The organism is Mesorhizobium delmotii, from assembly GCF_900149755.1.
Lineage (GTDB): Bacteria > Pseudomonadota > Alphaproteobacteria > Rhizobiales > Rhizobiaceae > Mesorhizobium > Mesorhizobium delmotii.
Genome location: NZ_FUIG01000013.1, coordinates 1,541,922 through 1,553,389, shown reverse-complemented (window position 1 = coordinate 1,553,389; position 11,468 = coordinate 1,541,922). Strand labels below are relative to the sequence as shown.

Annotated in this window: 12 protein-coding genes; 8 read left to right on the top strand and 4 right to left on the bottom strand. The window is 61.3% G+C overall.

Translation table 11 applies throughout. The features are described 5' to 3' along the window. The 3 genes from BQ8482_RS08915 to BQ8482_RS08905 all read right to left on the bottom strand — a co-directional run. Positions 1-1,270: SLC13 family permease (locus tag BQ8482_RS08915; protein WP_133254735.1), on the bottom strand; the 1,270-nt coding region annotated here is incomplete at its 3' end. Between the two features lie 163 nt (positions 1,271-1,433). After that, positions 1,434-1,670, bottom strand: coding sequence for a hypothetical protein (locus BQ8482_RS08910; RefSeq protein WP_077381301.1), 237 nt, complete (start codon positions 1,668-1,670; stop codon positions 1,434-1,436). Positions 1,671-1,782: 112 nt separating this feature from the next. Continuing rightward, the gene (locus BQ8482_RS08905; RefSeq protein WP_244602661.1) at positions 1,783-2,715 is read right to left on the bottom strand and encodes a complex I NDUFA9 subunit family protein; all 933 of its coding nucleotides are present in this window, start codon (positions 2,713-2,715) and stop codon (positions 1,783-1,785) included. A gap of 332 nt (positions 2,716-3,047) precedes the next feature. On the opposite strand from BQ8482_RS08905, the gene BQ8482_RS08900 reads away from it, so the two are divergent. The 8 genes from BQ8482_RS08900 (at position 3,048) to BQ8482_RS08865 (ending at position 10,245) form a co-directional block, all read left to right on the top strand. Further along, a complete protein-coding gene (locus tag BQ8482_RS08900; protein WP_123147483.1) occupies positions 3,048-3,659 on the top strand; it encodes a cupin domain-containing protein in 612 nt (203 codons plus the stop codon). A 120-nt stretch (positions 3,660-3,779) separates the two neighbouring features. Continuing rightward, complete coding sequence (locus tag BQ8482_RS08895) at positions 3,780-4,718, top strand: ABC transporter substrate-binding protein (protein ID WP_123147103.1); 939 nt, start codon at positions 3,780-3,782, stop codon at positions 4,716-4,718. Between the two features lie 73 nt (positions 4,719-4,791). After that, positions 4,792-5,589: an ATP-binding cassette domain-containing protein gene (locus BQ8482_RS08890; RefSeq protein WP_123147102.1), complete on the top strand. Its 798-nt coding sequence runs from the start codon at positions 4,792-4,794 to the stop codon at positions 5,587-5,589. After that, positions 5,586-6,596, top strand: coding sequence for an ABC transporter permease (locus BQ8482_RS08885; protein WP_123147101.1), 1,011 nt, complete (start codon positions 5,586-5,588; stop codon positions 6,594-6,596). The genes BQ8482_RS08890 and BQ8482_RS08885 overlap by 4 nt, the downstream gene beginning before the upstream one ends. A gap of 4 nt (positions 6,597-6,600) precedes the next feature. Continuing rightward, positions 6,601-7,695 carry a phosphotriesterase family protein gene (locus BQ8482_RS08880; protein ID WP_123147100.1) on the top strand — a complete coding sequence of 365 codons (1,095 nt, stop codon included), beginning with the start codon at positions 6,601-6,603 and terminating at the stop codon, positions 7,693-7,695. Positions 7,696-7,735: 40 nt separating this feature from the next. After that, positions 7,736-8,506, top strand: coding sequence for a glutamine amidotransferase (locus BQ8482_RS08875; RefSeq protein WP_123147099.1), 771 nt, complete (start codon positions 7,736-7,738; stop codon positions 8,504-8,506). 3 nt (positions 8,507-8,509) lie between these two features. Next, positions 8,510-9,418 (top strand): ribokinase, encoded by a 909-nt coding sequence (locus tag BQ8482_RS08870; protein WP_123147098.1) that lies wholly within the window; start codon positions 8,510-8,512, stop codon positions 9,416-9,418. Next, on the top strand, positions 9,415-10,245 hold the full coding sequence (locus BQ8482_RS08865; protein WP_123147097.1) for a BtpA/SgcQ family protein: 831 nt from the start codon (positions 9,415-9,417) through the stop codon (positions 10,243-10,245). The genes BQ8482_RS08870 and BQ8482_RS08865 overlap by 4 nt, the downstream gene beginning before the upstream one ends. 64 nt (positions 10,246-10,309) lie before the next feature. On the opposite strand, the gene BQ8482_RS08860 is transcribed toward BQ8482_RS08865, so the two are convergent. Continuing rightward, a complete protein-coding gene (locus tag BQ8482_RS08860; protein WP_208867602.1) occupies positions 10,310-11,296 on the bottom strand; it encodes an NAD-dependent epimerase/dehydratase family protein in 987 nt (328 codons plus the stop codon). Positions 11,297-11,468: the final 172 nt, after the last annotated feature.

The window sequence follows — 11,468 nt, the reverse complement described above, 5'->3', positions numbered from 1 at the left end:
CAAAGAAAGCGACGGAGACCGGTAGCAGCCCAAACGCAGTCGCCACCATAGCGAGAGCAAGGATGGTTACCGGCACGACACCCTTACGGACGCTACCAAGCAGGATGGCCCTTTCTGCCAGCGGCAGGCAGCCGAGTTCGCGCAGTATCTCGGGTATCGTCGCTGCATTGCCCTGCAGCACGACGACGTCGCCGAGCCTTAGCTGGACTTCGGCCAGCCTGCGGTCGAGGCGCTCGCCGTGACGGCTGACAGCCAGGAGGTTGACATTGAAGCGGTGGTAGAGGGCAAGGCGCTGGGCTGTCCAGCCGATCAAAGGGGAGCTTTCACCGATGACGGCTTCGATAGCGACCAGCTCGCTGGTCGTATCGTCCCCGCGGGCCCTGTTGCCCGTAACGCTGAGTTTGCCCTGGGAGACAAGGCGATGCAGCGCCCCTGGGTCGCCCTCGAGCAGCAGAATGTCGTTCACTTTGAGGACAACGTCGGGCAGTGGCGTCATCCGCATAGTCCGGTTGCGCAGGATTGACGTCACGACAGCATCGCCGCCGGAAAGCTTCATGAGGTCTGCGACGGTTTTCCCAAGCACCGTCGAATCGCGGACAATTCGGGCCTCTGTCAGGTAATTCTTGATGTTGATGGCTTCATTCACCGACCCGCCCAGCTTTTCGCGCACCGGTAACAGCCAATAGAAAAGCACCAGGAAGATCGTTCCGGCGGCGGCCAGGGCGGCTCCAACAGGTGTAAAGTCGAACATTGTGAAGGCGGTGCCGGTCAGTTCCTCCCGCACACGGGACACAACGACATTGGGAGATGTTCCCACCTGCGTCATGAGCCCGCCGAGCAGTGATCCGAACGCCATAGGCATCAGGAATATCGAGGGTGAAACGCTCGACCGACGCGCGAACTGGAAGGCGATCGGAATCATGATAGCGAGCGCACCGATATTCTTTACAAAGGCAGACAGGATCGTGACCACGATCACCAGCAGCGCCAGTTGCGACCGAACACCCGATAGGTTCGGAACAAAGCGCTTGATGGCAACTTCCATGATGCCCGAGCGCGCTATGCCGGCGCTCACCAGCAGGGCACTGCCGACAATGATCACGATATCGTCGCTGAACCCGCTGAAGGCTTCGTCAAAAGGCACGATGCCAACCGCGAGTGCAAGCAACAGTGCCGCGGTTGCGACCAGATCATATCGATACCGGCCCCACACGAGCGCCGCCATCATCACGAAGATGACGGCGAACGACAGGATTTGCGGCGTAGTCATGTCTTCGAATGCCCCGCCGCAAATGCGGCTGATCAGAACGGCCAAACCGACCTTTTGTTGCTTTCGCTGGTCACGGCTTTGCTAGCACGGTTCCGTGCTTGCCAATAAGCCCGTGTCGAGCGATGTTCCTGGCTCATGGGGCCATGATCCTGATAGCGTTGCATCAAGGTGCGCGATCGGTCAGTGCGCTTGCACCTTCCTCTGCGGCGCAATGTGCGCAGCAGTAGATGATGTCATCTTGTTCGACGCCATGTCCGATGATCCGGCATCCGCAATGCGGACAGAGCGGCGCAAGTTTCTGGATTGCGCATTCGAAGCTGTCGAACGTATAGGTTTCCTCAGCTAGCTTCACTTCGAAAGCCTTGTCGTAGTCATTCCCGCATTGATCGCATCTGGCCATAGTTCTTTTCCTTCTTCTTCATTGGTTCAAGCTCGACCAACCCGCCGCATGGCGATAGGTTCCCGTCAGGATCGTAGAGTCTTGCTAAGCAGGAGACGAGCGCGAGCCGGCGTCACGCGCGCCGTTCGATCAAGCGGATCACCTCCTCGATGCCCCGCGGGTCGATGTCGAGTTCCTTCAGGCCCGGTGCGCCGATTGCTGCCACATTGTCGTGCCGCATAAGATCGACCTGGTTGCGCGTTAGGGGGGCGGCCGGAAGGAGTTCCGCGACGCCAGCCAAGGCGTCCCATGCCGCAAACGGCACCGGCATCAGCCTGATGTGGGTACCGAGTTGTCGGGCGACCTCCCGCAGCAGTTCCTTATAGGTGTAGATGCGCGGGCCACCGAATTCGAATATGGATGAGCCCTTGTGGTCTCGCCCGTCGATCAGCCGGCTGACTGCGTCTGCGACGTCTTCCACATAGACCGGCTGAAGCCGTGTGCCGCCATCGCCGAACAGCGGATAGACCGGCAGGAGGCGTATCAGCCTCACAACCGTCGTGAGGAAAACGTCGTCAGGTCCTGTCATGACGGCGGGACGCACAATGAAAGCGCCGGGAAATGCGCTCGCCACCGCCTCTTCTCCGCGCCCACGTGCCCTAATATAATTCGAATCCGATTGAGGATCGGAGCCGATCCCCGAAATCTGGACGAACCGGTCGACTTCGCCAGTGCGCGACGCGACGGCAAGATCAGTTGCGGCTTCCACGTGTACGCGCTCAAACGTCTGGGCGCCCTGCTCGACATAGAGACTGACAGCATTCACGATGGCCTGTGATCCGGCAATGGCCGAGCCGATCGAGGACGCATCCAATATATCCGCCTCGACGGCTTCGGGCATCCTTGCAGTCGAAGAAAAGACCGGGCCCACACGAGCCGGGTGGCGGGATGCGGCGCGGACCGTGAAACCCTTTTCAAGGAGCCGCTTCACGATCCGGCGCCCGAGAAAGCCTGTCCCGCCGAACACAGTGACGATCCGTTCTGCGTTGAGATCGTCAGGATCCATTTGCCTCGCCATCCCTTGTCTTCGCGTGCCGGCCGAGCGCCTTCCGCGAGGATTGCCCCTGGCCGGCGTATGAACCAGCCCCTTCGAACATCGGGACGGTTGGAGAACAACGCAGGAACGCTTTTTGTTCCAGTCAGCGCCGGGTTGATCGGGGGACGGCCGACGTCGCTATAGAGGGCGAGTGTTTGACGCTGAGGTGCTTTATCCGTGCTATCAAAAACTGGTCGAGGCACTGCAGCGTCGAAATTGACAAATCATCACTTGCAAATCGGTCGCCGCTGTCTTTTGCTCGCGCGACAGTTGTCCATGACTGTTGAATGGTTGGCGAACGGATGAACAAAATCGATCGGCGACGGCCGGAGTCCGAAGTGGACGCCACCGTAAATGCCGCGCGGCTTGGAACGCGGTTGCGCCTCGCCCGGCAGACACGGGGCATGACGCTGAAGGCGCTGGCGACAGCTGCGAACTGCTCTGAAAGCCTTTTGTCCAAGATCGAGAACGGCAAGGCTTCGCCATCCCTGCCCATGCTTCACCGCCTGGTCGAAGTTCTGGAGACCAATATCGGCTGGATGTTCGAACAAGTCGACGACGACGAGGCGATCGTGTTCCGCGCAGGCGCGCGGCCACTGATCTCGCTCGACGCGCTGAGGCGCGGCGAAGGCATTTCGCTTGAGCGCATTATTCCGTATTCGCCCGGTCACCTGCTGCAGTGCAATATCCATCATATCGAGGCGGACGGCGAGAGCGAAGGTCCCATCCAGCATGTCGGCGAGGAAGTCGGCTATGTGCTCGCCGGCCGGATCAAGCTGATCGTCGATGGCAAGAGCCATGATCTCGCCACCGGAGATGCGTTCGTGTTCAGGTCGGAGCTACCGCACCATTACCGCAACATCGGCAAGGAGAGAGCCAGCATTTTCTGGGTCAACACGCCGGCGACCTTCTGACAGGCGCTCAGAGATCAAATTCGTTGACAAATATTCAAGTCTCTTGAATGTTTGCCTCGTGCCTGTAGCACCAATGGGTCCAGCCGAACAGGTTTGGCCCGCAAGCAAGGGGAACCGTAAATGCGTCCGTTCACACTTCTCTTCCGTTGCGCCGCCCTCATCGCCATTTGCTCGACAGCGATGGGATCGGCGTTCGCCGATACGTTCGCTCTCGTCAACATCAACCAGCAGGCCCTGTTCTTCAACCAGATCAATGAGGGCGCGCAGAAGGCAGCCGACGCCGCAGGCGCCAAGCTGGTCATCTTCAATGCCAACAACGTGCCGAGCGCGCAAAATGACGCGATCGAGAACTACATCACACAGAAGGTCGACGGCATCATTCTGGTCGCCATCGACGTAAACGGCGTCAAGCCTGCAATCACCGCCGCGAAGGCGGCCGGCATCCCCGTGATCGCCATCGACGCGCAGATTCCCGACGGCGACAACGTTGCGTTCATTGGCGTCGACAACGCCAAGGCCGGCGAGGATATCGGCAAATTCTACGCCGACTATGTGAAGTCGGAGATGGGCGGCACTGCCAAGATCGGTATTGTCGGCGCGCTCAATTCTTTCATTCAGAACCAGCGGCTCGACGGCTTCAAGAAGGCGGTCACTGACAGCGGCCTGGCGATCACCTTCCTCGACACGGTCGACGGCCAGAATGTCCAGGAGACCGCGATGAGCGCTTCGGAGAATTTGATGACCGCCAATCCGGACATGACGACGCTATACGCGACCGGCGAGCCGGCTCTGCTCGGCGCTGTTTCGGCCGTAACCAGCCAAGGCCGCACCGGCGACGTCAAGGTGTTCGGCTGGGACCTGACCAAGCAGGTCATTCAAGGCATTGACGATGGTTGGGTGGTGGCAGTCGTCCAGCAGGATCCGGCCGGCGAAGGCAAGGCCGCTGTCGAAGCATTGGTCAAGCTCAAGAAGGGCGAAACGGTCGAGCCGATCATCAATATTCCGGTGACGATCGTGACCAAGGACAACGTCGACAAATATCGCGCGATGTTCCAGTAAACTGCGTCGATTTCGGTCCGCGGCGCCGCCTGAGGCTACGCCGCGGACGCTTGGCAAAGCCCGTGGATCGAAGATGAGCAGTAGCGAGACCTATCGGGTGCGGATGAGCGGCATCTCAAAGCGCTACAACGCCATTCAGACGCTTGATGACGTGTCGCTGGTGCTGAAGCCGGGCGAAGTCCTGGGGCTGGTCGGCGACAATGGCGCGGGAAAGTCGACATTGAGCAAGGTACTGTCGGGGGCGGTGGTTCCCGATGCCGGCACGATCGAGATCGATGGGATGCCGGTGACCTTCACTTCGCCGGCGGACGCGCGTGCGGCGCGCGTCGAAATGGTCTATCAGGATCTTTCGCTCTGCGACACGGTCGATGTCGCCGGCAATCTCTTTCTCGGCCGGGAGCCGCGCCGCCGCATCGCCGGCATTTCCTTTCTCGACAAGAAGCGCATGCACGAGCAAACGCGTCAGATGCTCGACCGACTCGGCATCGTTATCGCCGACACGCGGCTCAAGGTCGAAAATCTGTCCGGCGGACAGCGGCAGTCGATCGCGATCGGCCGCGCCGCCTCGTTCGAGCCGTCCGTGCTGATTATGGATGAGCCGACGGCAGCGCTTGCCGTCGCCGAGGTAGAGGCTGTGCTGGACCTGATCCGCGCCGTGAGCGCGCGCGGCGTCAGCGTCATTCTGATCACCCACCGCCTTCAGGATCTGTTCCTCGTATGCGACCGCATCCAGGTCATGTACGAAGGACGCAACGTCGCCGAGCGGCTGATCGGCGAAACCAATATCGAAGATGTCGTCAACCTGATCGTGGGCCGCAAATTCAACGCTCGTTCGGCCACCAACGCCTATCGCGATGGAGCGCCAGCATGAGCGACGTGACTTCGACCCACTCCGCTCAGTCTCAAAGGGTCCGCGCAGGCACCTGGCGAGATGCGGTGCTTGCCAATGGCAGTGTCGTGTCGATCGCGCTGTTCTTTCTTATCGTTAGCGTCATCTTTTCGGTGGCGACGGACGCCTTTCTGACGTCGCCCAACCTGCTGAACATCCTGCGTCAGTCGGCACCGCTGCTGATCGTCGCCGCGGCGATGACGTTCGTCATCACCACCGGCGGCATCGACCTTTCGGTCGGCTCCGTGCTGGCACTGGTGGCAACCTTGTCGGCGACATTGCTGCAGCTGGGCCTGCCATGGCCGGTGGTCATCCTCGCCATGCTTGCGCTGGGCGCCTTGCTTGGCGCGGTTCAGGGTTACTTCGTCGCTTATGAGGGCATCCCGGCCTTCATCGTCACGCTTGCCGGGCTTTCGGTGATCCGTGGCGTGGCGCTGCTGATCACCGGCGGCTACTCGATCCCCATCGAGCCGGGAAGCCCTTTCACGGTGCTGGGCCGCGCCTGGTTGCTTGGCGTGCCGGCGCCGGCGCTGATCGCGCTGGCGATCCTCGCGATCGCCTATATCGCCTTCAACGAGACGCCGTTCGGCCGCTACGTGACCGGCATCGGCGCCAACGCCGAAGCGGTCAGGCGCGCCGGCGTCAACACGCGGCTGACGACGCTTTTCGTCTACGTGATTTCCGCCGCCGCGGCAGCACTTGCGGGGATCATCATTGCGGCCCGGCTCGGATCCGGATCGTCGAATGCCGGGCAAGGGTTTGAGCTCGAAGTGATCGCTGCCGTCGTGCTTGGCGGCACCAGTCTGTTCGGCGGCCGCGGAACGATCGTCGGCACGGTGCTCGGCGCGCTTACCGTGGCCGTCATCGGCAACGGCCTGATCCTGGCGCATCTGTCGCCTTTCCTGACGCCGATCGTCACCGGAACGATCATCCTGATCGCCATCTGGCTGAACTTCCGCCTGTTCCGCGGCGCCGTACGGAGCCGTTGAGCCTATGAGTGATGATCTCTTCGATGACGCAGCTCCCAGGCAGCGGATGGCGATCGGGGTCGATACCGGCCATGTGATGACCGTGCTCGGCCCCGTTCCGGTCGAAGAAATGGGCATTACGCTGATGCACGAGCACATCTTGCTCGACGGCGCGCGCAGCTGGAAATGTCCCTGTCATCCCGACGACATGGCGCTCGCCGAGCAGCCGGTGAATGTCGAGATCATCGGCGAATTGCGCATGAACCCTTACGTCAACCGCGACAATGTTTCGCTCGACGACAGTGACCTGGCGCTGTCAGAGCTGCAACGCTATCGCGCGCTGGGCGGCCACACCGTCGTCGACGCGACTAATATCGGCATCGGCCGCGAGCCGGAAAAGCTCGCCCGCATCAGCCGCATGTCCGGCCTGAAGATAGTCATGGGCACCGGCTTCTATCTGGAGCACACACATCCCGAATGGCTGAAGACGATGGATGTAGACGCAGTGACCGAGTTCATCGTCAACGACGTCGGCGGCGGCGAGACGCAGCCGCCGATCATGGCCGGCTTGATCGGCGAGGTCGGCGTCAGCAAGGATTTCACCGCCGAGGAGCACAAGTCGCTGCGAGCTTCGGCGCGGGCCTCGCGCATCACCGGCGTGCCGCTGTCGATCCATCTGCCCGGCTGGGAGCGGCTGGCGCACGACGTGCTCGATGTCGTGGAGGCCGAGGGCGCCGATCTTCGCCACACTGTGCTCTGCCACATGAACCCCAGCCACAATGATCTCGACTACCAGACAAGCCTCGCCCGGCGCGGCGCTTTCTTGGAATACGATATGATCGGCATGGATTATTATTATGCCGATCAGGACGCGCAATCGCCCTCCGACGAGGAGAATGCACGGGCAATCGCGGCACTTATCGAGGCCGGCTTCGGCGACCGCCTGCTGCTGTCGCAGGATGTGTTCCTCAAGATCATGCTGACCCGCTTCGGCGGTTTCGGCTACGGCTATATCCTCAAGCATTTCATACCGCGCCTGAAACGGCATGGCGTCGAGCAGCCAGCCATCGACCGCATGCTGATCGCCAATCCCAAGGCCGTGTTCGCGCGGCAGAACTAAGCGGCCCGAACTTACGGCTCAGACTTACGACGGAGTTCAAATGTCCAAGAAAAAGATCCTGCTTGCCGGTGAATCCTGGGTGTCGACCGCCACCCATATCAAGGGTTTCGACCAGTTTCCGACGGTCACCTATCACACCGGCGCGGACGAATTGCTAAACGCGCTGAAGGCGACCGACTTCGACGTGACCTTCATGCCGGCGCATGAGGCACAGCGCAGCTTTCCGCAAACTATGGAGGCGCTTTCGGCCTATGACGCGGTGGTGCTTTCCGACATCGGCGCCAACACGCTGCTTCTGCATCCCGACACCTGGGTCCACTCCAAGCCGACGCCGAACCGTCTGCGTCTGCTGCGCGATTATGTGCGCGACGGCGGCGGGCTTTTGATGTTCGGCGGCTACTATAGCTTCCAGGGCATCAATGGCGGCGCGCGCTACCGCAAGACGCCGGTCGAGGAGGTGCTGCCGGTGAACTGCCTCGCGTTCGACGACCGCGTCGAGGTGCCGGAAGGGTTTGCGCCTGTCCTGAAGGGCTCCTCGGACCATCCGATCCTGAAGGGTCTCGGTTCGGATTGGCCAGTCCTGCTCGGCTTCAACGAGGTGACGCCGAAAGACAGGGCGGAAGTTCTGGCAACCGTGTCGTCGGATTATGGCTCGCTGCCACTGCTCGTCACCGGCCACTATGGCAAGGGCCGCACCGTGGCCTGGACATCCGACGTCGGGCCGCATTGGCTGCCACCGGAGTTCATCGCCTGGAAAGGCTACAAAACCCTGTTCGAACAGATGCTGAGCTGGGCGACCGGCGAGAGCTGAGCGATGCATGTCCATGTCGTCGGCAATGCCTGCGTCGACACGATTTTTCGCGTCGGCCGCTTCCCTGCCGCCGGCGAGACTTTGAACGCCAGCAGCTACGCCGACGGCCTCGGCGGCAAGGGTGCAAACCAGGCGGTTGCTGCCGCGCGCACGGGTGCTTCGGTGACGTTTTGGACGGCGCTCGGCAAGGACCGGACAGGCGCATGGATCAGGAGCCGCCTCGACAGGGAGTTGTCTGACCTCGAGGCGATTGAATTGGACCTGCCAAGCGACCGCTCGACCATCGTCGTTGATCCCGGCGGCGAGAACTTCATCGTCAGCGGTGTCGCCTGCAGCGAGGCGTTCGATCCGATCGCGCAAACTGCACTTTCGCGCCGGATCGCGTTTGGCGACATCCTTGTCTGCCAAGGAAACCTGTGGGGCGCCGCGATAGATGCCTGCCTGCGGGCAGCACAGGAAAATGGCGCACGCACGGTCCTGAACGTCAGCCCTATCGATGCGGCGGCTCTGCCTGACTTCGGTCTGGCGCAGGTGTTGGTGGTGAATCAATCCGAGGCGAAAGCACTGACCGGCCAGGGCGATATGGCAGCCGCGGCCGGCGCGCTCGCGGCCAAAGGCGCCGGGACAGTCGTGATCACGCTTGGCGCGGAAGGTTGTCTCGTGCTTGACCCGGACCAGGGAGCACCGCTTCGTTTGCCGGCGCCCCATGTCGAGGCGCTAGACACCAGCGGTGCCGGCGATGTGTTTTGCGGCTGTCTGGCCGGCGGGCTTGCCCAGGGTATGTCGGTTACCTCAGCACTGAAATTCGCGCTCGCCGCCGCGGCGATTGCGGTGACACGGCACGGCACACTGATATCCTGTCCTTCCGCCTCTGAAATGGCGGCGCTCATCGATGAAACGGAGCTCTCATGACCCAACTCGGCCAATCAGGCGGCGACGCGCTCGTAGAACTTTTCGGCCGCACCAAGGTGGTGATCGGCGTCGTCCACCTTGCGCCGCTTCCCGGCGCGCCGCGCTATGACGGCGAGGCGGTCGAGGCGATCTATCAGCGGGGTCTGGATGATGCGAGATCCTATCTCGATGGCGGATGCGACGGCGTGATCGTCGAGAACCATGGCGACATCCCCTTTGCCAAACCTGACGATATCGGACCGGAGACAGCGGCCTATATGGCGGTCGTTTCCGACCGTATCCGCCGCGAACTCGGCAAGCCGATCGGCATCAATGTGCTCGCTAACGCCGCGATCCCTGCCCTTGCGATCGCCAGTGCCGCTGGCGCGGGCTTTATCCGCGTCAATCAATGGGCGAATGCCTATGTCGCCAACGAGGGTTTTGTCGAGGGGGAGTCGGGTCGCGCGGCACGGTATCGCGCCAGGCTGCGCGCCAACGGCATCCGCATTTTCGCCGATGCTCATGTCAAGCACGGCGCGCACGCGATCGTTGCCGACCGCCCGGTGGAGGAACTGGTCAAGGATCTGGTGTTCTTCGACGCCGACGCCATCATTGCGACCGGTCAGCGCACCGGGCACGCTGCGGATCTGAGCTATATCCGCATGATCAAAGAGGCTGCCGGCCTACCGACGCTGGTCGGCAGCGGCGTGACGTCCGATAATGCAAACGATATTCTTGGCATCGTCGATGGCGTCATCATTGCCAGCGCACTGAAGCACGACGGCGTCTGGTGGAACAAGGTCGATCCCGCCCGCGTAAAGACGTTCATGGCCGGGCTGAGGCGATGATCGAGCGGCGACTGGAGCGAAGCTGCGGCCTTGGGCCGCAAACGCGGAGACCCGCAGGCCGCAGTCACGTTGTCGGCGATCTCTTAGCCCATTCGGACCGGTACCAGTCGACGAATTTCTTCAGCCCATCTTCGATCGAAACGCTCGGCCTGAAACCGAAATCGCGCTCCAGCGCGGTCATGTCGGCATAGGTCCGCTCGACGTCGCTGCTCTGCATCGGCTCGCTGTGGCGGATCGCCTTTACACCGAGCAGTCTTTCCAGAGTGTCGATGAAATCGCCCAGCCGCACCGGCCGGTTGTTGCCGACATTGTAGAGCCTGCTCGGCGGAACTTCAGCCGATGGCGGCTTGTCGAGCACGGCAACGACTGCCCTCACCACATCGTCGACATAAGTGAAATCCCGCCACATCTCGCCATTGTTGAACACCCGGATCGGCTTGCCTTCGAGCATCGCCTTGGTGAATATCCAATAGGCCATGTCGGGCCGGCCCCAGGGACCGTAGACGGTGAAAAATCGCAAGCCGGTCTGCGGCACCCCGAAGAGATGGGCGTAGGTATGGCTCATCAATTCATCTGACTTCTTGGTGGCGGCGTAGAGAGAGACGGGCCGGTCGACCTGATCGGTCTCGCTGAACGGAACCTTGCGGTTGCCGCCATAGACCGAGCTCGACGAGGCATAGACCAGATGTTCGAATGCGGACTGCGCGCGACAGAATTCGAGCATCTCGAGATGGCCGACAACATTGGAACGGACATAGAGCCTCGGATTGTCGAGTGAATGGCGCACACCCGCCTGAGCGGCGAGATGGACAATCCTGGTTATGCCTTGGCCGGCCAAAGCGTTAGCGAGCGCCCCCTCTTCGGCGATCTCGATCTGATGAAATGAAAAGTCCTTGTGGGGCTGAAGGCGGGCGAGACGCCCCTTTTTAAGCGCCAGGTCGTAATAGTCGTTCATATTGTCGACACCGACGACTGCTTCCCCCCTGTTCAAGAGGTGGTGGCAAACATGGCTGCCAATGAATCCGGCGGCTCCGGTGACAAGTACAGGCAACAAGGTTCTCCATGCATATGCTGGCACACGACCGTGAAATCGAGATCGATTTCGGAAAGGATCATGCGGAATATCTAAACGCTACATGCGGATGGACGGCACCGACCTAGTCCAATTCAGTCTATAGCCGAAAGCCACAACAGGTGCTACCAACAAGCCATACTGTCGAAGC